Here is a 24786-nt window from a genome sequence, read left to right as displayed (position 1 = left end):
AATGTATAATTTACAATTTATTTTGCATTTTTAAGGAGCTTTTATGCTGATGGATAGACTCATTGGGACTTTTTCCAAAGATGTTGCGATAGATTTGGGGACAGCAAATACTTTGGTTTTGGTTAAAGGAGAGGGTATCATCATCAATGAGCCTTCCGTAGTCGCTGTGCAGGCTGATAGATTCAGCACGGGCAAGATTCTTGCTGTGGGCAAAGAAGCTAAAGATATGCTTGGAAAAACCCCTGATGGCATTCAAGCTATTCGCCCAATGAAAGATGGTGTAATTGCTGATTTTGATATGACTGAAAAAATGATACGTTATTTTATTGAGAAGGCTCATAAACGTAAAACGCTTGTTCGTCCTCGCATTATGGTGTGTGTGCCTTATGGGCTAACAGGTGTGGAGAAGAAGGCTGTTAAAGAATCTGCAATGAGTGCAGGGGCAAGAGAAGTGTTTTTGATAGAAGAGCCTATGGCAGCAGCTATTGGGGCGGGACTGCAGATTCAAGAATCTAAGGGAAATTTGGTCATTGATATTGGTGGCGGGACGACAGAAATTGGTGTGATTTCTTTAGGTGGATTAGTCATTAGTAAGTCTATCAAGGTGGCTGGAGATAAACTCGATGTAGCTATTATGGACTATGTGAGGAAGAAATTTAATCTCCTCATAGGTGAGCGCACAGGAGAAGAGATTAAAATTCAAATTGGTTCAGCCTCTCCTATGGAAAAGCCTCTTGTTATGCAGGTGCGTGGGCGCGACCAAGTGAGTGGGTTGCTTAACACCATTGAGCTTACGAGTGAAGACGTGCGTGAAGCGATGAAGGATCAATTACGTGAGATAAGCAATGCTCTTAAATCTGTGCTTGAATCTATGCCCCCAGATTTAGCAGGGGATATTGTAGAAAATGGCATTGTGCTTACAGGCGGTGGGGCATTAATTCGTGGGCTTGATAAATATCTCTCAGATATTGTGAGGCTACCTGTTTATGTGGGTGAAGAGCCACTTTTGTGCGTGGCAAGAGGCACGGGTAAGGCAATGGAAGACCTAGATTTACTCAATCAACTTGCTTTTGATTAGAGAGAATTATGCGATATAAAATCCTTATTTTTGGGATTGTTTTTTTTATATGTATTTTGGTTTTGATGGAAGTAGATAAATCCATTCAGGCAAAGATTCTAGGAGTAAGCGATTATGTTAAGGCATTTTTCTTAGATTCTAAAGAAAGTATGGAAAATGCTCGCAACAAATACTTTGATCAGGCTAAACAAATAGAGATGCTAAGTGCAAAAGTGGCAGAGTATGATAGGCTGCTACTTGAAAAACAGATACTTAAAGATGATAATGCTAAATTACGTAATCTCATAGGCAGGGGTGGGATTACACATAGTGGTAGTGAGATTCATCAGGCACGTATCATTTCGTTTGCGACATTGGGAGAACGTAATAGAGTGTGGCTTGATACAGATTTGAGCGAATATCGACAGAATGAAAAGATTGAGGATAGAATCTTTGGCATTGTTAAAGACAATGTTGCTTTTGGGGTAGCAGTAGTGCAAAATGGACGATTAGAGGGGTTTTTAAATGGCAATGAAAATTGTCATTATGATGTGTATATTGGGGAACATAAGGCTATGGGTATTGTGTCTGGCTCTCATAAGGGCAAAATGCTCATTGATTATATCCCTGATTGGATCGAAATACGTAAAGGGGATAAGGTCTTTACAAGCGGACTTGATGGTATCTTTTTAGAAAATATTCCTGTGGGCGTGGTGGAAAATGTGCGGGAGAATTATGGCTATTTAAGTGCTGATATAGTGCCTTATGCAAATACAGGAGAACTTGGGTATGTGTGGATTATCGATAGAGAAACACCACAAATAAGCCATACTTTTACACAAGAAGAATAATTTCTATATGCAACAAATTCAAAGCTTCTCCCAGCATTTTTATGAGCAATACGATAGAATCTCATCTTTTTTTCATATTTTTATAAATGCTCTTCGTTCTCCTCATTCTCAAACCCAATTAAAAGAACTTATCAAAGAACTTCGTGCAATTAAGACAAATGACATTGTATTGTTGCAATCCAAGCCTGATGGCAATGCGCTTTTAGTAGAGATTATTACGATTTTGCGGGAGAAAATCTATGCATTATTTTGTGATGGGCATATTTGCGGCACTGAGTATTTTTATATGTTGCTTTTTGTTGCACATTCCCCAGAGGGTTATGTAGAGGTGGATAGACGTTTTGAATCTTTTCTCTCTCTCGCACAAGAAAACCTTTTCTCACAGGGAAATAGCGATACGGAAAATGTCCTATTTATCGAGCTTTATATTCTCTCAAAAGCTTTGATGAATATGTGCGATTTTGAACATCTTGTGCGCGAATATATTATGCTTATCGCTCTTGTAGATATTAACCTTTCTGCAAGCTTGGCACACACCCAATTTATCGTAGATTTTTTTGAAAATCTAGATGTGAGTATGCCTACACTTTTATCATCGCTTAAAACACTTCAAGAGAGGCAAACTTACCTTTCTTATCCACCCTTAGCGCGGCGAAGCATTTTGAATTGGCAGATTCACTGCTTTTGGAATGTTTCACATTTTTTTAATCACCATTTGTGGCTTGAGCTTTATCCGCTATGGCGGGATATATTTTATGCTTTGCTTGAAGGAGGCGATATTGCGGGGATTGATGAGGCGATGTATATGCAGTTTTTTATTTATCATATGTGCGGCAATAACTTTCATCATCAAGCCCAATGGCGTAATTTTTGTGCGGAAATCGATAGTGTAGCAATCAAGTATTATGAGGCTTTTTCTCGCACACAGGGTATTTATGGTGTGAGTAAGATTCACGATAATAAAAGTGGTAAAAAGTGCATAGGCTTTTTGCGCGATAGATTAGTAGGAAATTCTCCCTATAAGGTAGAATACAGCCTTTTAAGCAATCTTTTAGGCGATGAAGACTTTAGGCAAGAATATGAAGTTAAAATCTACACGATGAAGCTATTTGAAAAAAGCGTTGATGATATAAATGTTATCCGCTATTATGAGGCACTTGGCATAGAGGTGGTAGATGTCGTCTCTCCATTGAATACCAAGGGATTCTATAACTCGCATTTGCAGAAAGCCCTCGCGCTCAAAAGTGCCATAAATCGCGATAATGTCTGCATTCTCATTAGCCCAAATAATGGCTATGGCATAAGTGATTTTATCTTCGCCTCGCGTAGTGCACCATTGCAAATATATTATTCACACGGCAATTTTGTCTATGACCTCCCTTGTATTGATGTGAAAATGACACATATCTGCCAAAATAAGCGACATATCCAGCACGAGGGATATGATTTCTATGGCGTGCCTGTGAAAATGCTAGAGCGATTCTATAATCCGCCCTTAAGTGCAGAATCTCAGCAAGAGATGCAATCCTTACGTGCTACATTCCCCCAAAATGCTATTATCTTAGGGACAATCGGGCGTTTAATGAAGCTCCACTCAACTGAATATTGGCAATGTGTGGTGGAGATTATGCGCTTCTTTCCACAAAGTATTTATCTTGCGTGTGGGGGTGGAAATAGCACATTGATTAGCGAGTGCATTATGAACGTGTTTGAATCCACACAAGAGGGCAAGGATTTCTTAAAACGTGTGTATTTTATGGGATATGTTGATAGTGGAATCTATGGGCATATCATCGATATATGGCTTGATAGCTTCCCGCTAGAGCAGGGTGAAAGCCGCATTGAATACACTGCAAAAGGCGGCTTAAGCCTTATGATGAGCAAGCAGGATGAACTAACGCGTAAGCAACATCTCTTAGCAATCGTGCAAAAATGGCAGCAGATACCCCATAGTGATGGCTCACATAAAACAGATGCAGAATGTGAAAATGCCCTTAAAATACTTGATGAAGCCCATTTGCCACTTATTGCCTTTTCACAAGATGAGTATATAAGCAAAGCAAAAGATTTGCTTCAGCTCTACGCACAGGGTGATACAGAGGCTATTAATGCCTTTAAAGAGGCAGTCGCATACGCAAGAAAAATAACTGATGAGATAAAATTATATGAGGGTATTAATGCCTTTAAAGATATTATGGCTTTAAAACCTCAAAATACCCTCTAAAATCAATAGAAATTGATTGGGGGTATTTCCTAAAAATATGTGTTATCATAATAAATAAACATCAAAGGAGCAATGATGAGTGATGAATTTTAATGGCGTAAATTTGGATTGGCTTTTACTGAAGGGAATTTAAAAAGGGTATAGAAATTGAGAGATTAAGTGCAGAGGGCGAATATGTTGATTTCATACAAGAAAAGTGTAACACTTCAACACTATATGCTATTTATGATTGGGACATAATGAAAAGGTTGATGGAAATAAGCCTCGCAAAGAAATCTGCCTTGTCTTAGAATCTCATAGTATGATGTTATGCTGCAAGGCAAGATATAAGATTTTAAAGGTCTTTAGGGTGGTAAATAAGTTAAGCGGTGATGTAAAAATATTGCTTATGCTACACAACTTATTTGTGAATAAAAAGTCTTTACTCACCTTGAGGATTCTAATGATGAAGCATTAGATAATGCACAAATATTAATTAACACCTTAAAAAGGGCGTTTGATGAGTGGGAGAAAGAACAAAAAGAGCTCTAGTATTATGGAGCAAGCAGAACCCAAAGAGAATATTCACAAAGTGATACAAAAGGCAAAGATTGAGGAGATAGCCAAGGCAAAAGAGCTTATTGTCCCAAACACTATTCTTAGGGTGTAAGAAACCTCGCAAGTGCTGCAATATGTGTTTTCTTATGCGATAAGTTTTATTTATATAAGCCTCCCGTGGATTGGGCAAGCAGGACTTATTCCCTACGAGGAATATATTAAATTCGCCTTCAATAGAGATGTAAAAATTTTTCTCAAATGTGGTCGTGATGATACTGGGCGAGGGATAATCAATCGAGTATTGATGAGCTGCAACATTATTCAAATTTTTACAATCTAAAATGCTCTTATGGGACAATGAAGGCATACAATGATCTATGATAGGGAGTTACAATTTTCTTTCATTTTATCCTAGAGAGGAGACAATGATAATTACAGATAGTGCCTCCGCTGTGGAAAAGTGCAAAAAGTATATCGCAAAAAATTTTTAGGAACAAGTTTTTCAAAAAAGCAAGATAATGCAAAGGATAACTAAGGACAAATAAATGATGCAGCGTATTTTAATCCTAGCAGCAGCCAATATAGCTACTTGTCCGCGTGCTATGGCAATGATAAGAGATACTTAAAGATGATTATGAGCTGAATGTGATGGGGATTGATAATGATGATGGCAGCAAGATGTCACCTGTGATAATTAAAGATGCTGTGCAGAGGGAAATTAGCATTAAAAGCTTTAGTTATTCAGCTTATAAAAGGCGCACCAAATGGGAGGAGTTTAAGTTTTATTGCAATGTCGCCCTTCAAAGATGAGACAAACTTAGCTTCATACACAATCGATTAGCGATTACGAGCATTTGCAGCATTATTGCTATGATATGGTGTGCCACGACCTTTTGCTTTTACCTGTGCTATTTACGGGATTAGAGTGGAGCGAGCGCATACATAAAGATGGGGTAAGGCATACAACAAGAGTCATTTTTGACACACAAGAGTTTTATCCATTGCAAAACACAAGCTCTTTGTGTTGGCGAGTGCTTTTCAAACGCTTCAATAGTTATCTTTATGCTACCTATATGCCTAAAGCAGATAGAGTCTTTGCCGCTTCTTCTGCCTTTTGTGAGATGTATAAAAAGCATTTTGAGATTAATGCTCATCCTTTAATGCCCCTGCCACCTTTTTATAATCTTACGCCTAGGGCAGTGAATGCAGAATGTATAAAGATTCTCTACCACAGCGCACTTAATCAAAATTGCGGTATTGATGAGGTGATAGAGCTATGTCAATGGCTTGATGAATGATTTTGCATAGATTTTATTTTTGTCGGGTGGGGGCAGAGGGTATTCCGCACTAAGATAGAATCCCGCATACAAGCCCTGCAATCCCAAGGCAAACATATTAGAATCTTATCTCCACTACCACTTAATCAAATTGTGCCTTTTGGCAATTCCTATGATATAGGGTTTATCTATGTCTCCCCGCATAATTACAACCCCCGCTCCACTTTGTCTAATAAATTTTTGAATACATCCAATCACGTTTAGCCTTGCTTATGCCCCTTTAGTGCAGATGATGGCTCTTGGTGAGAAATATCATAATGTGATTATAACGCGTGATTTTGCTATCCGCTCTTTGACTGATGCGCTTAATGCTCTAAGCTGTGAGGATATTATGCGATATAAGCAAAACTCCCACAAAGCTGCACAGGAATATAACCTATCGCATAATATATCCATTGTGCGCGAGAGTGTAAAGGCACTTTTAGAAAATAAACGCTAGAATCACACATCTTAAAGAAAAATGTTTGCAGTTTTGCTGCACAAATTCATTATTGTATATATCAATTCGAGGGTATAAATATGTGGCATATAATGTTTTTCATACTTTCTATAAGCTTCATTACGATGAGTGGCTGCCTCGAAGCAGACATAAAAAACGCACTAGGAGGCTATCAAACTATGGATTACTTTGAGCGGCAGTTTGAGGGTAATGCTAATATGGGATTGCCAAAATCCGCTACATCCCCGACTATGAAGCCCATCCCTTAATTAATGGTAAGAAAATCTCAAATCATTATCTAAAGCTCAGGATGTGGTGGGGTTTATCCCTAACCCTAAAACAAACACTTAGCACACTCCTATTTCAATAGAATCTTTAAGATTCTCTCATTGCGTAGGGCCGCATTTTGTGCCAATAGATGTGCTTTCACAATAAAAACTCCTACCATTGCAAGAAATACGATAGGTATAGCCTTCAGCAGGATAGAAAGTATGCTTTTTGTTGCTGATTTGTGTTTCATTTGGCGGACAGCCCGTAGCTGCTGCACTTTTATGCTTAAGGCTGCTGCTCGTGGCACAACCCATACTTAAAATCCCCACAAGCCCTACAATACCAATGTAGCAGAACATTCTCATATAATCCTCCTTAAAATAAGAATGATTATATTATACTTTTTATTTTTTGTTTGTAAATAATATACTCATATATATTCCACTACCGCACCACACGGCAATTGCCATTGCTAATGCTAACAAAATGGGTGTGTTTGCTTCAAATGCCCCAACAAGAAATGACATAATACCCGCCAAGGTAAATTGTATTGTCCCTAGCACAGCACTTGCCGTGCCTGAATATGCCTTAAATCGCGCCATTGCTAAAGTCGTAAGGTTAGGCAGTAAGAATCCTAGTGAAGAAAGCGTCGCAAAAAGTGCCATTTCAAACAATATAAAATCCCCTATCATTCCTGCACCTATCAATATACAAGCAAACACACTCATAGCCACAAACGCCTTTTTTAATATATATTCAGGTGAAGTTTTAAGCACAATCTTTGCATTAAGCGTAGAGCATATCATCAACCCTAGGGCATTAAGTGCAAAAATGAGGCTATAAATATTTTTATCTGATGCAAAAACATTCATAAATACAAATGATGAACCCGTAATATAGGCAAATAATGCCCCCATAGCAAATGCCCCTGAAAGCACATAGACCATAAAGATTTTATCGCTTAAAATGAGTTTGTAATGCTTGATGATTTCGTGGTGAGAAAAGGGCGTTTTAGTCTTAGGGGCAGATTCTTTAAGGACAAAGATGATGAGTATATACAGCACTATGCCTAAGCTAAAAAGTGTCAAAAAGATACTATACCATTCAAAAAACCCAAGTAATATAGACCCAAGCGCAGGGGCGAGCATAGGTGCGAGCGAGGAAATTACCATCATCAACGCAAACACACTTGCAGCATCTTTGAGTGCAAACCTATCATTGACTATTGCACGAGCTATCACCACTCCCGCGCAGCCACCTAAAGCTTCAAAAAATCTTAGCACAATGAAGGCATAAATAGAATCTACCAGCACACAGCCAATACTTGAAGTGATAAATAGCACCAACCCCGCATACAAGGGTTTTTTGCGCCCAAAGGCATCGCTTAGTGGTCCATATATCAACTGCCCAAAAGCAAAGGCAATAAAAAATGCCGCAAGTGAAAGCTGTGCGTAGAAATCGCTCACCGCAAAGCTCTCACTTACATTTGGCAAAGCAGGGAGATACATATCCGTAGAAAGTGGCGCGATACTTGACATAAAAGCAAGGATAAAAATCAACAAGAGTTTTTCAAATCCCTTTGGGGAGGATGAATCCCCATCTTTAGCATTATGTATAGAATCTTGGGACATAGGTAATCCTTAAACACAAATTAGCAAAGACTTATAACCGCTTTGCTTACCCACAAAGCCCATTGGCCCACTTCATTGCTTCATGTTCTCTACCACAGCCGCACAGCGCTCACACAATGGGCTAGAATCGCTAACGACAAATTGCCAGCACCGCTCGCATTTGTCTTTTTGTGCCCTATACAGCACAAACTCTTGCCCCTCAATCTCAAATCTTGCCAATGCCTCGCCACCGCTCACTTTGCTCTTTGCCCCAGAGATGATGAGCCATTTATCAAGCAGGGCTATATCGCTAGGAGTTTGCAGCAGCACTTCAAGTGAGGATTTAAGAATCTTTTGCTTTTTAAGGCTATCTAACACTTCGCCAAACTTTTCCCTCACGCGCAATAAATAGGCAAAATCTACATCAACCTGCGTATTATAATGCGCTTTGCAAGGAGTTCTTAGCATATCAAAGACATCTTTATGCGCTCCTTTTACCGCGTGGCTTGCGTGATTAAAGGCTTCATCGGCTGTATAGGTAAGTATAGGCGCGATAAAATGCAATAAAGAGCGCAAAATCATCACCATAGCACTCTGTATGGCACGGCGACGTATAGAATCTGCGCTATCACAATAGAGTATATCCTTGCACAAATCCAAATAAATACCGCTTAGCTCATTTGTGAGGAAGTTCATCACTACACCTAATGCCTTAGCAAACTCATATTCATCAAAGTAGTGATATGCCTCATCAAACACCCTATCGCACTCACTTAGAATCCATCTATCTATCTGCCCTAGCTCATCTTTGCTTACCATATCTTGCGGATTTATAGCTGCATTAGCAAGGAGAAATCGTATCGTATTGCGGATTTTGCGATATTGTTCGCCCACTTGCTTTAATATCTCATCGCTAATATTTTGGTCGCTTTGATAATGGCTGAGTGCCACCCACAGCCTTAGAATCTCACTGCCTTGTGTCTTAATAATCTCATTTGGAGCAATCACATTGCCCTTGCTTTTACTCATTTTTTCACCATTTCTGTCAAAGGTAAAGCCGTGCGTTACCACTTCTTTATAAGGTGCTTTTTTAGCAATAGCACAAGAGAGCAAAAGTGAGCTTTGAAACCACCCTCTATGCTGATCGCTTCCCTCTAAATACATATCTGCAGGATATGCCCCTGCGTCATAGTTATTGCCCTTGATTCTGTATTCATTATCAAGCACCGCACTCCACGTGCTGCCGCTATCAAACCACACATCAAGGATATGTTTACTCTTTGTGAGTTTTTTGCTTAAATGCTGATGGCTTGGGGGCAAAAGCTTCTCTACCTCATAGCTCCACCACGCATCGCAACCTGCTTTTTCAAAGATGTTTGCGATATGCTCTAGCACCGCATCATCAAGTAAAGGTGTATTTGTATCTTTATCAATCAAAAAGGCGATAGGCACACCCCAATCCCTCTGCCGAGAGATACACCAATCAGGGCGATTTTCAATCATTGAATAGATTCTGTTTTTGCCATTAGCAGGATAGAATCTCACCTTTTCTAGTTCACTTAGGGCGACTTCTTTTAAGGTTTTACCGGCAAAAAAGGGCTTATCAAGCAAGATAAACCATTGCGTAGTGGCGCGATAAATCACAGGTTTATGAGAGCGCCAACAATGTGGATAGCTATGTGTAATTATATCTCTCTTAAGCAATGCCTTGCCTAGAATCTTAAAAATACTCTCGTGTGTATCAAAGATATGTTTTCCCACAAATTCGCTTACAAATGCTTCTGGCACAAGCCCCATAGATTCTACCAAAGGGCTAAAATTTCCTTTATCATCAACGGGCATAATCACTTGCAAATTATATTTTAATCCCACATAGTAGTCATCTTCGCCGTGTCCCGGTGCAGTATGCACGATGCCTGTGCCATCACTTACACCTACGTGTTCGCCCAAAATGATAAGTGAGATTCGTTTATTAAGTGGATTTATCGCCTCTAAACCCTCTAATTTTTTCGCCTCAAAAGTGTGTGTGATACCTGCGCTAATGCCAAGCTGCTTTACCAACGCGCTATGTAAGTTTGCCGCCACGATGTAGCCATCATCAGTAAGCACATAAGATTCTGTAGGATTAAAGGCAAGGGCGACATTCGCAGGGAGTGTCCAAGGCGTAGTCGTCCAAATAATGGGCTTCCCTTGTGGGATACCTAGCTTTTTTAATGCCTTATCGTTTAAATCAAAGGCGACAAATATAGAATCTGATTGTTTATCTTGATATTCGACCTCTGCATCAGCAAGCGCACTCTCACACGCCCAGCTCCAATAAATAGGCTTAAACCGCTCTGCCAAAAGCCCTTCTTTAACAAGCGCGATAAGGGCGCGATAAATTTGCGCTTCAAAGGCAAAATCCATTGTTTTATAAGGATTCTCAAAATCTCCTAAAATACCTAAAGATTGAAACTCACTTGATTGAATGGTGATAAATTTTTGTGCGTGTTCGCGGCAGAGGGCGCGGAGCTTGGTTTTCTCTAGGCTATCCTTTTTTGCCTTGCCGATTTTTTGCTCTACCTGCTGTTCGATAGGCAATCCGTGGCAATCCCACCCGGGCGTATAGCGAATATTTTCTCCCTTAAAATAGCGATATTTGATAATAATATCTTTTAGAGTCTTATTCAAAGCATGTCCTATATGTAAATGTCCGTTTGCATAAGGGGGACCATCGTGTAGACAAAAGCTTTTAGCATTGGGGAGGGAGCGAGTTTTAAGGCGATTATAAAGCCTTTCATCACGCCATTTTGCATAGGTTTGTGGCTCATTTTGAGGGAGATTTCCTCGCATTGGAAAGCTAGTATCAGGCAAAATCAAAGTATCTTTATAATTCATAGAGCAAACTCCATATCAATGTCGAAGTCAAAATATGCGATTGTAGCAAAAAATGGGTTTTATTAACAAAAAATATGCTCAAAAACTTTGTTTTCTTCTTTATATTTAAAGCTTAAAGTGATGAAAGACATTCTTTAAAGATTTATTAAATATTGATTATATGCTTCCTTCTTTAATTATACCTTATTTCAATCTCAACTTTGTGTGGAGGTATGCCTCTTTGCTAATTCTTAGGCGCGTGTTATACTCTTAAATATAAAGGCAAAACTATGAGGAGGTGAGGCGCATATAGCTTTTAGTTAGGCTTAAATTTGTAGGAATGTAAGTTTATGATGAGATTAAACCCCCTCTGGCTTTTGCGAAGTAAAAACAAGTACATTATTGAAGTGCTGAAATAATATCTAGCAAAATCAGGCTAACAGATTCGCTGTCTAAAATTATGATTATTGTGTGATACGTTGGGTTGCTTGAATCAAGTTTATTATGAAAAATTTATAAAGTTTATAAAGTAAAACATACATAATCTTAGTTTATTATACTAAAGTTTATTTATAAATTAACCATAAAGTATTGACTTGTTTAATAAAAACATATAGAATTCTCGCACTTCAAAAATTAAGTGCTAAATTTTTGATTAACTTTAAATATATTGCAAGGAGTCCATAATGAAATTTAGACCTTTGGGTGAAAGAGTTCTTGTAGAACGCGTTGAGGAAGATACTAAAACGAGTTCAGGCATTATCATCCCAGACAATGCGAAAGAAAAGCCTCTTGTGGGTATTGTAAAGGCAGTGAGTGCGAAGCTCAAAGATGATAAGGTGCTTAAAGAAAATGATAAAGTCGTATTTGGCAAATATAAGGGCGCGGAAATCAAGCTAGATTCTAAAGAATATATGGTTTTAGAACTAGATGATATTTTGGGCGTTATCGAAAAATAATAAAGCTTAAGGAGTAAGATATGGCAAGTAAAGAAATTCATTTTTCAGATTCTGCAAGAAATAAGTTATATGAGGGCATTAAGCAATTAAGCGATGCTGTAAAGGTAACAATGGGACCAAAAGGGCGTAATGTACTGATTCAAAAGAGCTATGGCGCACCGGCTATTACAAAAGATGGTGTTTCTGTGGCAAAAGAGATTGAATTAGCCGATCCTATCGCTAATATGGGCGCACAGCTTGTAAAAGAAGTAGCGAGTAAGACAGCTGATGCAGCCGGTGATGGTACGACAACAGCTACCGTTTTAGCCTATAGTATTTATAAAGAAGGTTTGCGAAACATCACTGCTGGGGCAAATCCTATCGAGGTAAAACGTGGTATGGATAAAGCAGTAACGGCTATCGTAGAGGAATTGAAAAAAGCAAGTAAAAAAGTAGGTGGCAAGAGCGACATTGCCCAAGTGGCGACTATCTCTGCAAATTCCGATGAAAATATCGGTGCACTCATTGCTGAAGCGATGGAAAAAGTAGGCAAAGATGGCGTTATTACTGTTGAGGAAGCAAAGGGGATTAATGATGAGTTAAGCGTGGTTGAGGGTATGCAGTTTGATAGAGGCTACCTCTCCGCATATTTTGTAACTAATACTGATAAGATGACAGCACAGCTTGAAAACGCCTATGTGCTTTTAACCGATAAGAAAATCTCTAATATGAAAGAGATTCTGCCATTACTTGAGGCGACTATGCAAAGTGGCAAACCGCTTTTGATTATCGCTGAAGACATCGAGGGCGAGGCTCTTACGACTTTGGTAGTGAATAAATTGCGCGGTGTGCTTAATGTATCAGCAGTTAAAGCTCCGGGCTTTGGCGATAGACGCAAGGCAATGTTACAAGATATAGCCATTCTTACCGGCGGACAAGTCATTAGCGAGGAGCTTGGTAAGACTTTAGAATCTGCGACTTTAGCGGATTTAGGAAGTGCGGCAAGAATTGTCATTGATAAAGATAATACGACTATCGTTGATGGTAAGGGCAAGACAAAAGATGTCAAAGATAGAATCGCACAAATCAAAATGGAAATTGAAAACACTACAAGCGATTATGATAGAGAAAAGCTCCAAGAGCGATTGGCTAAGCTTAGTGGCGGTGTAGCTGTTATCAAGGTAGGTGCTGCAAGTGAAGTAGAGATGAAAGAGAAAAAGGACCGCGTAGATGATGCGCTTTCTGCGACAAAAGCAGCAGTTGATGAAGGTATTGTTATTGGTGGTGGCTCTGCGCTTATCCGTGCTTCACAAAAAGTAAAACTTAAGCTTGAGGGTGATGAGGCGATTGGCTATGATATTATCAAACGCGCTATTAAAGCACCTCTTGGGCAAATTGCCGCAAATGCTGGATATGATGCGGGTGTGGTAGTCAATGAAGTAGAAAAAAATGCAAAAGATGGCTTTGGGTTTAACGCTGCTACGGGCGAGTATGTGGATATGTTTAAAGAGGGCATTATCGATCCGCTTAAGGTTACGCGTGTAGCACTGCAAAATGCCGTCTCTGTATCAAGCCTCCTGCTCACTACGGAAGCGACTATTAATGAAGTCAAAGAGGACAAACCAGCTCCAGCAATGCCAGATATGGGCGGAATGGGTGGTATGGGCGGTATGATGTAAGCCCCGCTTCAATTCTCACATATTTCTATTTTTACCCTCCCTGCCATTTGGGAGGGTAGATTCTACTCTTTAAATAAACTCACTAAAATGTTCATCAAGCAAACAATGCTCTAAACTTCTTTGAAATAACTTTCATCTTGCTACGATTACGAATCTTTATGCAACACACAGCAAAATATGAACATTATAAGTGCTTTTTAATGTTTTAATTAGCCTTTTATTTAACGCTATTTTGTGGGGCTTTTCTAAATTTTTAACCCTCTTTTATCGTTTAAAATCCTTATTGCATATTTTTTAAGTCCGCAATTCTCTTTCTTATGTCATCAAAATTGCTTTCAAGCTCTAATTTTCTTGCTGTGGATATATCTATAAAATCTTTTTCTTTTTCTATACCGATAAATTTTCTACCTAAAAGATTTGCCGCTATACCTGTGGTGGAACTGCCACTAAAAGGATCACAGATAAGAGAATCCGTATCACTTGCCATTAAAAGCAGTCTTACAAGCAGATTCAAAGGCTTTTGTGTGGGGTGTTTGCCATTTGCCTTTTCCCAAGGAGCAATCGCAGGGAAGCTCCACACATCACGCATTTGCTTATCTCCATTAAGCTTTTTTAGAATCTCATAGTGAAAAATATGCTTGTGTTTTACGCTTTTTCTTGCCCAAATAATTTGCTCAGTAGAATGTGTCAAATAGCGGCAACTAAAATTTGGCGGGGGATTGGTCTTTTGCCAAGTGATGAGATTTAGAATCTTAAAATCAAGCTTTTGCAAGGCTCTGCCTAAAGAAAAAATATTATGATAAGTGCCGCTAATGAGAATGCTGCCCGTGCTTTTGAGGGCAGTTTTTGCATTGCTTATCCATTCCATATTAAATGCGTCAATATCTGTGATATTTGCTTCTTTGTCCCATTCGCCCTTATTGACACTCACGATTTTACCGCTTTGTATGCTTAAGCCATCATTTGAGAGAAAATAAGGCGGGTCGGCAAAGATTAAATCAATGCTATTTTCACATTGAGGCAAAATCTTATTACAATCGCCTTGATAGAGTGTAAAAAGCTTATCATTGCTGACAAAGCAGGGGTTTAAATCTTTGTCAAAACGTGGCAGTGTCATTTTTAACCCTTTGTATAAAATTTTTAAGATTGCTTAAATTATAAATTTCCACATATTTATAAGCCTCTTGTAGCTTGTTTTTCGCACTAAGCCAACCCTTACCATCAGTAATCCAAATAAATTTATAGTTTGAAAATGCTTCAAATTTAGGGGCTAAATCTTGATAAGATCTTGCTGTTTCGTTCAGCTTACTGCCGCCACCTGTATAAAAGTTAGATTCTATAAAATACGTTTTATTTTTGCCATAAATCACAAAGTCAAATTTTTTAATATCCACCCCAAAGGCTTCGTGCAAATCTTTAAAATCTCTAATATCAACTTGCTCTTTAAAAATGAGTTCAGCCTCAGAAAAAATATTGCTAATACATTTTTCCATAGCTTTGCCACTGCGGTTTTTCCTTGCATTGCTATCAAGCCCCACCTCTATACCAAACACAAAATCATTTAAATCCCTAATATTTTTATTGCAAAAAATCTGCTCTAAACCCGTTTGAGAGATAAACTCATAGATTTTTTCAACGCTTACAAAATAAGTATTTAATGGAACAAAATCCCCCTTTACATCAAGCACCAAATCCTTTTTGTCTCTTACCGCAATAAGAATATGCAACACATTAAAAGCCTTTGGATATTCCCCAAAAAGTTTTTTAATGCAAGCTTTAAGCTCACTCCTCTCTTTACCAAGCAAAAAATTCAAATGATTTAAGGCTATGCTTATATCATCTCTATTTTTTAAGCATTTTTGCCAATCCACAAAGAAATCTAAAGTCCTATTACTCGTTTGAAGGCTTTGTAAAAATGTATCAAAATCAAGCTTATTTTCATCGCCTGCCTTATGTTTTAAGAATTGCTGTAATTATATTGGTTAAAGGTTATTTAATGCTTATATGAGGCATATTTGCATTATCGTCTATCTTTTGTTAAAATATCATTGCTCTAGGTAGAGTTTAGATCCTCTCTCACCCGGTGTTGCGAATGCCTTGTGCGATACCCACAATCGTAGCGTGGATTTGCTCTAAGATTCTCTCCTTTGCTTTTGCATAGCCACAGCTTTGATATTTCTTAATCAATTCAATTTGCGTGAGATTAAGCACACTAAGGTAGGGCTTACGCAAAAGGATAGATTCTCTAACCGCCCTTTGGGAATCTAGCAGCTCACTCTCCCCGCGCAGATGCAGCAGATTTTCCAAAGTCAGCTGATACTCTGTATAAATACATTCCCAAATCCCATCGCGCACCGCCTTATCCGCCACAAATGCGCTATATAGCCTAGCAATATCTAAATCCACTTTAAGCATTGCTTGAGAGATATTATCAATGGTTGTTTTAAAGAAAAGCGATTGCTGATAGCAGTCTTTGAGGGCGTTTTTATCCCCCTTTGCTAACCCACTGCCTAACCCATACCACGCAGGGATAATAGAGCGATTTTGCGTCCAAGCAAACACCCAAGGAATCGCACGTAAATCCTCCACTCTTTGTGTATCCTTGCGTTTGCTTGGTCTTGAGCCTAGATGGAGATTCTGTATAAAGGCGATGGGCGTTGCCATTTTGAAATAGCTCATAAAGCCCTTATTTTCATATACAAGGGCACGATAAGCCGCATAAGAAGCTAAAGATACAGGTTTAAGCAATGCCATAATAGGCGCATCGCTCTCACAAGCGCCATTGAGACAAAATGTATCTGCTACCTCCTTTTTCAGCAAGGCGCATAAAGTGCTTGAGAGATTCTTTTTAGCGATATGTTTGTGTAAGTATTTTGCGCTTATCATCTCGCCTTGCTCTGTTGTTTTGAGTTGCTTATATACGCTTTTAGGCGCAGAGGAGAGAAGCGCTTCTTCTAAGCTACCTCCCCCACGACTCACGCTCCCGCCCCTGCCGTGAAAAAAGTTAATCTTAATGCCTAGCTCATCTTGCAAATGTGTAATATTGCTAATGGCACAATGCAGATTATAATTACTTGCGAAAATCCCGCCATCTTTACTTGAATCCGAATAGCCCACCATAATTTCTTGCGTATTGTCATTATCATACATATATTGCTGATAGTGCGGATTGGTATGAAGCACCTTGATGATATGTTGCGCTCTCTGCAAGTCATCAATCGTCTCAAAAAGCGGCGTGATAGAAATCCTCGCCTTGCCTCTTTTACCCTCACTCTTTTTACCCCCTTTCCATAAGCCACTTTGCTTAGCAAACCACAGCACACAGAGTAAATCACTCGCCTCGCTACTCATAGAGATAATAAAGCTTTGCAAAATCCGCTCACTGATGTGTTTTTTCGCCCATTGTATGCGTAAAAATGCACCTACAAGCTGCTGTGTAGGTTGAGAAAGCTGATCGATAAGCGTATGTAGCTCATATTTTTTGCTTAAGGCGATATTTAAAATCGCGCATTTTTTACTCTCACTCAAATCCTTAAAATCGCTATCGCTTAAACCAAGCAGACAGAAAATCTCGCTTATGCTATTTAAGATGGTATCTCTATGCTCCCTAAAGTCAAGCCCAAATAAATGGAATCCCCCTAAAAGCACAAGATGGCGAAATTCCCTCAAGCCTTGTGCGCTTATGGAATCTAGAGATTCTATAAGCATATCAATATCTGTTAAAAGCTCGTGTGAGTTAGCATAGGTAAAACGCACAGATTCAGGGGCATTAATCGCAATAAGGCGGTTTTTGAGCTTTTTTCTTATGAGGTAGAGTTTTGCGCGGAAAGGCTCTTTGGCATAGAGTGTCGCCTCACTCTGTGGAAGCTCGTGGGTTTCATTATGGAGCGATTGCATAAGGGTGCGAGTGGGCTTCATAAAATCCATAGACAAAGAAAGCTCCCGAATGAGCTTCTCACATTTGTTAATATAGATGTTGATAATCGCATTATGCGTAATTTTCATCACCTTTGTCATAATTTCATTATTCACATAAGGATTGCCATCTCTATCGCCCCCTATCCAGCTTCCTAGCGTGATGGGGGAGGATTCTAAGGGTTTATCAAGTAGGGTTTCAACCGCATTTAGCACTTCTGTGGCAGATTCTAGCACGGAGCTTTCAATGATATAAAGCAGATTATCAAGCTCATAGAGAATCTCCATTTTCTCACTTCTTACTAAATGTGTGTGCCATAGCAATGTGAGGCGGTAAAGTAGCTGATTTTTAGCTTTTTCATCATTGTGCATAAAAATAGCTTTGATATTTTCACTCATTTGATGATGTGCTTCAAGGAATGTGCGGCGACGAGATTCTGTAGGGTGTGCGGTAAAGACAGGATAAAAGCATAATTGTTCTAAAATCGCTAGAGTTTCAGGCTTTTCATAGCCCTCTTTAGCAAGTTCTTGCAGAGTTTTGGCAAGTTTGTTTGATTCCATATTAGCACTTGCATTAAGCTCTTCAATGATATTGAGTAGCATATGATAGAGGGTAAAGGCTTTGATAATAGAGAGTGTTTTATCTTGTGTATTAAGCTGTGTCAAAGTAGCTAAAAGAGTGGTGCTATCGTGCTTTTCTATGGATTGCTTAATGCGGATAAAGGCTTCTTTTAGCTCTACATCGACATTTTGCAAGAGGTGGATAATGGTTTGAAATACAAAATCAATTTGTGCGTTTTCAAGCAAGGGTTGGGGCATAGAATTGCCTTTGTGTTGAGGTCGCATACTATTTCCTTATGGCTTTTTGAAATGGTATTAATTATAACTAAGTTTGTTTTAACTATAATTGAGGTTTTATTTTATTTGAAAGGCGCTTATGCCTAGAAAGGAAAGGTAATGGCATTACAAGTGTATTACGACAAAGATTGTGATTTAGGGCTTATACAAAAGAAAAAGGTAGCTATCATTGGCTTTGGGAGCCAAGGACACGCACACGCGGAAAACTTGCGAGATTCTGGAGTAGATGTGGTAATCGGGCTATATAAGGGCGGCTCTAGCTGGGCTAAGGCAGAGGCGAAAAAATTTAAAGTGCTTGAAGTGAGTGAGGCGACAAAAATCGCTGATGTGATTATGATTTTAATCCCTGATGAGCTGCAAGCTGATGTATTTGCTAAGGATATTGCCCCGCATTTGAGTGAGGATAAAATCATCGCTTTTGGACACGGATTCAATATTCATTTTGGGCAGATTATCGCACCAAAGGGAGTTGGCGTGATTATGGTCGCTCCAAAAGCTCCGGGACACACCGTTAGAAGTGAATTTGTAAAAGGTGGTGGGATTCCGGATTTAATCGCAGTAGCACAAGATACAAGCAGAAATGACGCTAAGGCGATTGCCTTAAGCTATGCAAGTGCGATTGGCGGAGGCAGAAGCGGGATTATTGAAACCACTTTCAAAGATGAGACAGAAACAGATTTATTTGGTGAGCAAGCTGTGCTTTGTGGAGGCGTTACGAGCTTGGTAAAGGCTGGATTTGAGACATTAGTAGAGGCGGGATACCCTGAAGAAATGGCATATTTTGAGTGTTTGCACGAGCTAAAATTGATTGTGGATTTAATCTATGAGGGTGGCTTGGCAAATATGCGATACTCTATCTCAAATACCGCAGAATACGGCGATATGGTGAGCGGTCCTCGTGTGATTAATGCAGAATCAAAACAAGCGATGAAGGCAATTTTATGCGACATTCAACAAGGGCGATTTGCAAAAGATTTTATCTTAGAGCGTAAAGCTGGATATGCACGAATGAATGCGGAGAGAAAGAATCTAAGTGAGCATAAAATTGAAAAAGTGGGCAAAAGATTGCGCTCAATGATGCCTTGGATTGGCGCGAATAAGCTTGTGGATACAGATAAAAACTAAGGCTATATGCTATAAATATTTTATCTTGTCTTATGCGGAGTGAGCGGGTATCTAGTATCCTTTTAAAGCCTCATATTAAAGTGTCATAGGGGCGGGTAGTAATCTAGTAGCGATATGTAAGGGGGAGCAAGGCAGCCAAAGCAATCCACGCCAAACGTCATTGCGAGGGGAGAATCACCGAAGCAATCTACAAGTCAGGTATATTCTCACTTATGGGTAAGCAATTTTGAAATCTTGTTTTGGCCAAAAATGATAGGTTTTGCTTGATATTTATTATCTTAACACTTTAGATTTTTTATTTGTCGCAAAAAGAAAAGGTTTCCCCTCTCCCCAACCTAAAAAAGAATAAAGCGGCGGCTTTTTGCCTTTACAGGATTACTTTTTTTGCAATCGGGGAGAACTTCGCTTTTTGTCCTTACGGAATTTGCTTCGCTGCATCCGCTTCTAGCTTCATACGCACGAAGTGCTTATCCACACTTGCAACATCGGCGGAGTGAGAGGTATATCCTCGAAACTGCCCTCTTTTTTCCCGATGTTTTGCACCACGATAGCTGAGCGAGAAAGTGGATAGGATTATTTTAATAAAACCATTGTTTTATATCTTATCACCAAAGGCATTGTATGAAATCTGCTCCTACTTCTCACGCTTATGAATGCGGACTTTCTCCCAAAAGCGATAAAAACTATCTAGGCTATGGCTCAAGTGTGCGCGATAATAAATTGCGTTTTCATAAAGATTCTGCCTCTCAAGACAGAGAGACAGCAAAGCAGAAAACAAAAGAGAGCGCACATTCGCATTTGAAAAACCTCAAAGATTCTCTGCAAGATGTGCTCAAAGCCTCGCAAAAAGAGCAATTTGTGCTAAAAGTATTGATGTTTAGCGCACTCACTCTAGCGATTTTTGGCATTGGCTTTGGGATTTTGGTAAAGTCTATGGCGGTTATCTTTGGTGGATTTGTAGCGCTTATTAGCATGGGATTAGGGGCGCTTAGTGTGGTTACCTCGCGTTATATTTATAAAGAGGATGATGATATTTTTCAATACGGCTATGTGCGATTTGAACCAATGGTGAATCTGTTTAAGTCTTTAGTGCTGGTATTTGTCTGTGTATATGCCTTTATTAATGCAATTCAAAGCATTTTGCACGGAGGATATGCGGTAGAGCTTGGTGGTGCGGCGATTTATAGCCTATGTGCTTGTGTGTTTTGTGCGTTGCTATTTGGCTATACATTAGTGTATGCAAAGGTGCTAGAATCTGATTTGATTAAAGTAGATAATACTGAATGGAAAATCGATTGTGTGCTGTATTTGGGTGCATTGGCAGCTTTTGGAATTATCTATTTGTTGCCATTTTTTGGCTTTGTGCTTATAGATTCTCAAAGTAGCGAGGCTCACCCCCTAGCACGATACATTGACCCTATGCTTTTAGCCCTATTATCCTTACTGCTTTGCGTGTCGCCTATTCGCATAGCTATTGCAAATTTCAAAGATTTGATTATGGTAGCCCCGCCAGAGATCGATGAAAAAATCACAGCGATTATGGAGGCTTTAAGCGCAGAATTTGGCTTTAGCGATTATGATACGCACGTGGCTAAATCAGGTAGATTCTATATGGTAGAGGTGAATATCCTCACAGATAGGAACTTTAAGCCTGTGAGTATGCAGGAATTTGATACGATAAGAGAGCGGATAGAGAAAGCACTAGAGATACCAAGCTATAAAATATGGCTTTCTGTAAGCTGGACGGCAAATCCTAAATGGCTCTGATTTGTTATAACCAAAGTGTAGGCTTGATATAGAAAAGCGTATAGAACCTTGCCCTAAGGCAAGAATTTAGCGAGAGCAGCCACAGCCACCGCTAAAGAGGGTATCTAAAGGCTCTAGGTTTGGCAACTCTGTGATTTCGCTCACAATGTCTTTATAGGCTATTTTGCCATCTTTGATTACAAAAATAGCTCGAGCTAAAAGTCCTTTAAGCGCACCATCGCCGATTAAAACGCCATATTTTTCTCCAAACTCTTTGGCGATAAAATCACTTGCCACTTTAAGGTTGGTAATGCCCTCTGTACTGCAGAATCTGCCCATAGCAAAAGGCAAATCTAAGGTTACAATCACAGCTTCAGCATTTGGATATGAAGCAATTTTTTTATTAAAATCTCTCGCCTGCGTAGCGCATACAGGAGTATCTAGGCTTGGCATAGTTAAAATGATTTGAGCTTTATTGTTAGCTCCACCAATGGTTATATCGCTTAAATCTCCTGCCTTTAGCGTTACGCTAGGAGCAGCTGCGCCTACCTCTACATTATTTCCTAAAAGATTGACCGGGTTTCCTTTGAATGTTACTGAAGCCATTTTTTTATCCTTTTCACAATAATTTTGTTTTAAGTTTTGAGCTTGGCATTATGCCTTGTGAAGATTAATCAAAAGCAAAATAGGGCAATTCAAGGGTATGGGGTGTTGAAATGTAGCAAGGTGTTAGCAAAGATTGATAGAATCTACCCAAGTTGCGTGATTTTGGTTAAAAAGCTTCGCACTCGCTCACTCTTAGGATTCTCAAAAAATGTCTTTGCCGCCCCCTGTTCGATAATCTCTCCATCACTCATAAAGATGATTCTATGCGCGATAGCTTTAGCGAATTTCAGCTCGTGGGTAACAATAAGCATTGTTTGATTATGGATTCTTTTAATTACTTCTAGCACTTCAGCTATTAGCTCCACATCAAGTGCAGAAGTAGGCTCATCAAAGAGCATAATGCTAGGATCTAGGCTTAAGGCTCTAGCTATGGCTACTCTCTGCTGCTGTCCGCCGCTTAGCTCATAGGGATATGCCTTTGCCTTTTGGGCTAATCCCACGGCACCAAGTTGCGCCATTGCCCTATCATTTGCCTCACTCTTAGGCATTTTTTTCACTACTATCAATGCCTCGCTCACATTCTCTAAAATATTTTTATTCACAAAGAGATTAAAATTTTGAAACACCATTGCTGATTTTTGCCGCAGCCTAAACATCTCCTTTTTGCTAAAATGGGCGAAGTTTAGCTCTATGTCATCGATTCTAATACTCCCGCTATCGGGCTTTTCTAGGAGATTGATACTGCGTAAAAGTGTGCTTTTCCCCGCACCACTTGGACCAATAATAGCAACAATCTCGCCCGTTTGCACCTCTAAATTGATATTTTTAAGCACGCGATGGGCTTTAAAGGTTTTGTTAATATGTGTCATTTCTATCATTTGGCATACTTTTTTCTAAATTTGGCAAAATGCTTTTCGATTTTTGAAAACACCGCTTCAAGCACTACGCACATTACCCAATACATCAATGCCGCCATTAAATAGACTTCTAAAAATTTTGAGCTTCTGCCAGATTCTATATCGGCTAAACCCATAAGCTCAGGCACAGCGATAATCGAGGCTAGGGCAGTGTTTTTAACCTGCATAATGAAAAAATTAAGCAAGTTTGGCAAAGTAATCATAAAGGCTTGAGGGAGGATAATGCGCCTTAGGGCTTGAGTATTTGTCATACCTAGTGAGTAGGCTGCCTCGATTTGCCCTTTATCTACATAGAGCAATGCTGCGCGGAAAATCTCGCATAGATACGCACTCGCATAGAGTGAAAACACAATAAGCGCATAGTAGAGACCATCAAGGTTATGCAAATCAATGCCAATGGCATAGCTTTGTAGCACAATAGGTAGCCCATAATAAAACATAAAGAGCTGCACCAAAAGCGGAGTGCCACGAAAAAATGAGATATAGAGCATAAGCAGGGCGTTGAGGTATTTCACCTCATAGACGCGGATAAGCGCGAAAACAAAGCCTAAAGCTGCCCCGCACACAAAAGAGCCAATAGCTAGGAAAAATGTAAGCGGCAGGGCGGGAAGCAGCGTAAAAAATGTCTGCAAAAAATAGGACGTATCAAACATTATTGGCTTAAGTCTTTACCAAAGTATTTTATGCTTAGATTCTGCAAGTCTTTAGCGTCTATGGCTTTTTTGAGCGCAGCAGAAATGGCATCTCTAAGCTCTACATCTTTTTTGTTAAACACAAAATACACCGGCGTTTTATCAAGGATTATATCTGTAGCTTTGAGCTTGATATTTTGTGCCTTAGCGATGTTAATTGAGCTAATGGGTTCGCCTATGATGGCTTGGATTCTATCTGCACCCAAATCGGCGATAAGGGCAGGAGGATTCTTATAGTATTTAATCTCTATTTTTAGCTCGGGGTGGGCTTTAAGGTAGTTTTCTAAATCGCGTGCATAGTTGCTCCCCACGCTCACGCCAATTTTCTTGTCATTAAGCTGTGTAAAGTCGCTAATGCTTTGATTCTCGCGGATAATCACGCCGCTAATATCATTAAAATATGGATAATGAGAGAAAATATATTTTGCCTCACGCTCCTTAGTCTTGGTGATTTGATAGGCTAAAAGGTCAAATTTACCACTATCTAGCCCGGGAAATACTGCATTCCACTGCACCCCATTGAATTTAAATACAAGCTTTGGGTCGTGTTTGCTTAGAATCTTTAGTACCTCAATGTCATAGCCTGCCATTGCATTTGCCCTATCGACAAATGCAAAAGGGCGATAGGCATTGCTTGTGCCTACTTCTATGGGTGATTTTATATCTTGGGCGTGTGCACTTACAAGGCTAAGCAACCCTACCAGAGCGCCCATAAGCCATTTTCTATATTGTTTCATTTGCTCTCCTTTTATCTAAAGAAATATTATAGAATCTAAACCTTAAAATGCACTTGATAGGAAAGATAGTATTTTAGCTAAACACCTCTTTTTAAGGTGTAATGGCGGAGTGAGAGTATATCCTTAAATGATGATACTAAGGGGGAAAGCAGATAATTTATCAAACCTGCTTTACATTTTGTGTGAAAAGAGGTTTGATGCTAATGGTAGCCGATGTGTGTCGGCTCCCCTACTATTTACAATTAACTTAATCCTAAAGCATATTAGATGTAAAGGCGAGCGATCTGAGAGAGCAGATAGATTAGAATCCAGATTGAATAGTATATTACGTGCCACTAAAGAAGCATTAAAAAATGATATTGCAAAAATTAAAGCTTTAGATAAAAAGACAA

Annotated in this window: 21 protein-coding genes and 2 pseudogenes; 13 read left to right on the top strand and 10 right to left on the bottom strand. The window is 39.3% G+C overall.

Annotated features, from left to right (window positions below):
- Window positions 1–43: 43 nt before the first annotated feature.
- The 9 genes from QZ289_RS07415 to QZ289_RS07375 all read left to right on the top strand — a co-directional run bounded on the left by QZ289_RS07415 (window position 44) and on the right by QZ289_RS07375 (window position 6714).
- Window positions 44–1078: a rod shape-determining protein gene (locus QZ289_RS07415; RefSeq protein ID WP_295701104.1), complete on the top strand. Its 1035-nt coding sequence runs from the start codon at window positions 44–46 to the stop codon at window positions 1076–1078.
- Between the two features lie 8 nt (window positions 1079–1086).
- Window positions 1087–1908 carry a rod shape-determining protein MreC gene (gene mreC / locus QZ289_RS07410; protein ID WP_295701100.1) on the top strand — a complete coding sequence of 274 codons (822 nt, stop codon included), beginning with the start codon at window positions 1087–1089 and terminating at the stop codon, window positions 1906–1908.
- Between the two features lie 7 nt (window positions 1909–1915).
- Window positions 1916–4132: a hypothetical protein gene (locus QZ289_RS07405; protein WP_295701098.1), complete on the top strand. Its 2217-nt coding sequence runs from the start codon at window positions 1916–1918 to the stop codon at window positions 4130–4132.
- A 229-nt stretch (window positions 4133–4361) separates the two neighbouring features.
- On the top strand, window positions 4362–4589 hold the full coding sequence (locus tag QZ289_RS07400) for a hypothetical protein (RefSeq protein WP_295701096.1): 228 nt from the start codon (window positions 4362–4364) through the stop codon (window positions 4587–4589).
- Between the two features lie 42 nt (window positions 4590–4631).
- Window positions 4632–4781: a hypothetical protein gene (locus QZ289_RS07395; RefSeq protein WP_295701094.1), complete on the top strand. Its 150-nt coding sequence runs from the start codon at window positions 4632–4634 to the stop codon at window positions 4779–4781.
- A 536-nt stretch (window positions 4782–5317) separates the two neighbouring features.
- Window positions 5318–5479 carry a hypothetical protein gene (locus QZ289_RS07390; protein WP_295701091.1) on the top strand — a complete coding sequence of 54 codons (162 nt, stop codon included), beginning with the start codon at window positions 5318–5320 and terminating at the stop codon, window positions 5477–5479.
- 65 nt (window positions 5480–5544) lie between these two features.
- The gene (locus QZ289_RS07385) at window positions 5545–5967 is read left to right on the top strand and encodes a hypothetical protein (RefSeq protein ID WP_295701088.1); all 423 of its coding nucleotides are present in this window, start codon (window positions 5545–5547) and stop codon (window positions 5965–5967) included.
- A gap of 262 nt (window positions 5968–6229) precedes the next feature.
- On the top strand, window positions 6230–6445 hold the full coding sequence (locus QZ289_RS07380) for a hypothetical protein (protein ID WP_295701085.1): 216 nt from the start codon (window positions 6230–6232) through the stop codon (window positions 6443–6445).
- An 80-nt stretch (window positions 6446–6525) separates the two neighbouring features.
- A complete protein-coding gene (locus QZ289_RS07375) occupies window positions 6526–6714 on the top strand; it encodes a hypothetical protein (RefSeq protein WP_295701082.1) in 189 nt (62 codons plus the stop codon).
- Window positions 6715–6831: 117 nt separating this feature from the next.
- On the opposite strand, the gene QZ289_RS07370 is transcribed toward QZ289_RS07375, so the two are convergent.
- From QZ289_RS07370 to ileS, 3 genes are all read right to left on the bottom strand, one after another.
- Window positions 6832–7080 (bottom strand): hypothetical protein, encoded by a 249-nt coding sequence (locus QZ289_RS07370; protein WP_295701079.1) that lies wholly within the window; start codon window positions 7078–7080, stop codon window positions 6832–6834.
- A 39-nt stretch (window positions 7081–7119) separates the two neighbouring features.
- On the bottom strand, window positions 7120–8346 hold the full coding sequence (locus QZ289_RS07365) for a multidrug effflux MFS transporter (RefSeq protein ID WP_295701076.1): 1227 nt from the start codon (window positions 8344–8346) through the stop codon (window positions 7120–7122).
- A gap of 72 nt (window positions 8347–8418) precedes the next feature.
- Window positions 8419–11202 carry an isoleucine--tRNA ligase gene (ileS, locus tag QZ289_RS07360; RefSeq protein WP_295701074.1) on the bottom strand — a complete coding sequence of 928 codons (2784 nt, stop codon included), beginning with the start codon at window positions 11200–11202 and terminating at the stop codon, window positions 8419–8421.
- A 665-nt stretch (window positions 11203–11867) separates the two neighbouring features.
- Between ileS and groES the strand changes: the two are divergent.
- Window positions 11868–12131: pseudogene (gene groES, locus QZ289_RS07355) on the top strand (co-chaperone GroES); the annotation flags it as partial.
- A 29-nt stretch (window positions 12132–12160) separates the two neighbouring features.
- Entirely contained in the window at window positions 12161–13798 is a 1638-nt protein-coding gene (gene groL, locus QZ289_RS07350) for a chaperonin GroEL (RefSeq protein WP_295701071.1), read from the top strand.
- A gap of 280 nt (window positions 13799–14078) precedes the next feature.
- Here the strand turns inward: groL and QZ289_RS07345 are convergent, their stop codons facing one another.
- The 3 genes and pseudogenes from QZ289_RS07345 to QZ289_RS07335 all read right to left on the bottom strand — a co-directional run bounded on the left by QZ289_RS07345 (window position 14079) and on the right by QZ289_RS07335 (window position 18559).
- Window positions 14079–14915: a site-specific DNA-methyltransferase gene (locus QZ289_RS07345; protein ID WP_295701069.1), complete on the bottom strand. Its 837-nt coding sequence runs from the start codon at window positions 14913–14915 to the stop codon at window positions 14079–14081.
- Window positions 14896–15738 (bottom strand): annotated as a pseudogene (locus tag QZ289_RS07340) (type II restriction endonuclease); the annotation flags it as partial. The gene QZ289_RS07345 and the pseudogene QZ289_RS07340, both read right to left, overlap by 20 nt.
- Before the next feature lie 136 nt (window positions 15739–15874).
- Window positions 15875–18559 carry a phosphoenolpyruvate carboxylase gene (locus tag QZ289_RS07335; protein WP_295701066.1) on the bottom strand — a complete coding sequence of 895 codons (2685 nt, stop codon included), beginning with the start codon at window positions 18557–18559 and terminating at the stop codon, window positions 15875–15877.
- A 111-nt stretch (window positions 18560–18670) separates the two neighbouring features.
- On the opposite strand from QZ289_RS07335, the gene ilvC reads away from it, so the two are divergent.
- Both ilvC and QZ289_RS07325 read left to right on the top strand, forming a co-directional pair.
- Window positions 18671–19696: a ketol-acid reductoisomerase gene (ilvC, locus tag QZ289_RS07330; RefSeq protein ID WP_295701064.1), complete on the top strand. Its 1026-nt coding sequence runs from the start codon at window positions 18671–18673 to the stop codon at window positions 19694–19696.
- 621 nt (window positions 19697–20317) lie between these two features.
- Complete coding sequence (locus QZ289_RS07325; protein WP_295701062.1) at window positions 20318–21463, top strand: cation transporter; 1146 nt, start codon at window positions 20318–20320, stop codon at window positions 21461–21463.
- A gap of 66 nt (window positions 21464–21529) precedes the next feature.
- On the opposite strand, the gene tpx is transcribed toward QZ289_RS07325, so the two are convergent.
- The 4 genes from tpx to QZ289_RS07305 form a co-directional block, all read right to left on the bottom strand.
- The gene (tpx, locus tag QZ289_RS07320) at window positions 21530–22048 is read right to left on the bottom strand and encodes a thiol peroxidase (RefSeq protein ID WP_295701057.1); all 519 of its coding nucleotides are present in this window, start codon (window positions 22046–22048) and stop codon (window positions 21530–21532) included.
- Between the two features lie 143 nt (window positions 22049–22191).
- Complete coding sequence (locus QZ289_RS07315) at window positions 22192–22926, bottom strand: amino acid ABC transporter ATP-binding protein (protein ID WP_295701054.1); 735 nt, start codon at window positions 22924–22926, stop codon at window positions 22192–22194.
- On the bottom strand, window positions 22923–23618 hold the full coding sequence (locus tag QZ289_RS07310; protein ID WP_295701052.1) for an amino acid ABC transporter permease: 696 nt from the start codon (window positions 23616–23618) through the stop codon (window positions 22923–22925). Before QZ289_RS07310 ends, QZ289_RS07315 begins: the two co-directional genes overlap by 4 nt.
- Window positions 23618–24394, bottom strand: coding sequence for a transporter substrate-binding domain-containing protein (locus tag QZ289_RS07305; protein WP_295701050.1), 777 nt, complete (start codon window positions 24392–24394; stop codon window positions 23618–23620). Before QZ289_RS07305 ends, QZ289_RS07310 begins: the two co-directional genes overlap by 1 nt.
- Window positions 24395–24786: the final 392 nt, after the last annotated feature.

It is taken from the genome of uncultured Helicobacter sp., assembly GCF_910577135.1.
GTDB lineage: Bacteria > Campylobacterota > Campylobacteria > Campylobacterales > Helicobacteraceae > Helicobacter_C > Helicobacter_C mastomyrinus.
The sequence above is the reverse complement of the archived record's forward strand: the minus strand, read 5'-3'. Positions and strand labels throughout refer to the sequence as shown.

Excerpts from the sequence above, each read along its gene's own strand:
- QZ289_RS07415 (WP_295701104.1), top strand. The coding sequence starts at position 44 with ATGCTGATGGATAGACTCATTGGGACTTTTTCCAAAGATGTTGCGATA.
- mreC (WP_295701100.1), top strand. The coding sequence starts at position 1,087 with ATGCGATATAAAATCCTTATTTTTGGGATTGTTTTTTTTATATGTATT.
- QZ289_RS07405 (WP_295701098.1), top strand. The coding sequence starts at position 1,916 with ATGCAACAAATTCAAAGCTTCTCCCAGCATTTTTATGAGCAATACGAT.
- QZ289_RS07395 (WP_295701094.1), top strand. The coding sequence starts at position 4,632 with ATGAGTGGGAGAAAGAACAAAAAGAGCTCTAGTATTATGGAGCAAGCA.
- QZ289_RS07390 (WP_295701091.1), top strand. The coding sequence starts at position 5,318 with ATGGGGATTGATAATGATGATGGCAGCAAGATGTCACCTGTGATAATT.
- QZ289_RS07385 (WP_295701088.1), top strand. The coding sequence starts at position 5,545 with ATGGTGTGCCACGACCTTTTGCTTTTACCTGTGCTATTTACGGGATTA.
- QZ289_RS07375 (WP_295701082.1), top strand. The coding sequence starts at position 6,526 with ATGTGGCATATAATGTTTTTCATACTTTCTATAAGCTTCATTACGATG.
- QZ289_RS07370 (WP_295701079.1), bottom strand. The coding sequence starts at position 7,080 with ATGAGAATGTTCTGCTACATTGGTATTGTAGGGCTTGTGGGGATTTTA.
- QZ289_RS07365 (WP_295701076.1), bottom strand. The coding sequence starts at position 8,346 with ATGTCCCAAGATTCTATACATAATGCTAAAGATGGGGATTCATCCTCC.
- ileS (WP_295701074.1), bottom strand. The coding sequence starts at position 11,202 with ATGAATTATAAAGATACTTTGATTTTGCCTGATACTAGCTTTCCAATG.
- groL (WP_295701071.1), top strand. The coding sequence starts at position 12,161 with ATGGCAAGTAAAGAAATTCATTTTTCAGATTCTGCAAGAAATAAGTTA.
- QZ289_RS07345 (WP_295701069.1), bottom strand. The coding sequence starts at position 14,915 with ATGACACTGCCACGTTTTGACAAAGATTTAAACCCCTGCTTTGTCAGC.
- QZ289_RS07335 (WP_295701066.1), bottom strand. The coding sequence starts at position 18,559 with ATGCGACCTCAACACAAAGGCAATTCTATGCCCCAACCCTTGCTTGAA.
- ilvC (WP_295701064.1), top strand. The coding sequence starts at position 18,671 with ATGGCATTACAAGTGTATTACGACAAAGATTGTGATTTAGGGCTTATA.
- QZ289_RS07325 (WP_295701062.1), top strand. The coding sequence starts at position 20,318 with ATGAAATCTGCTCCTACTTCTCACGCTTATGAATGCGGACTTTCTCCC.
- tpx (WP_295701057.1), bottom strand. The coding sequence starts at position 22,048 with ATGGCTTCAGTAACATTCAAAGGAAACCCGGTCAATCTTTTAGGAAAT.
- QZ289_RS07315 (WP_295701054.1), bottom strand. The coding sequence starts at position 22,926 with ATGATAGAAATGACACATATTAACAAAACCTTTAAAGCCCATCGCGTG.
- QZ289_RS07310 (WP_295701052.1), bottom strand. The coding sequence starts at position 23,618 with ATGTTTGATACGTCCTATTTTTTGCAGACATTTTTTACGCTGCTTCCC.
- QZ289_RS07305 (WP_295701050.1), bottom strand. The coding sequence starts at position 24,394 with ATGAAACAATATAGAAAATGGCTTATGGGCGCTCTGGTAGGGTTGCTT.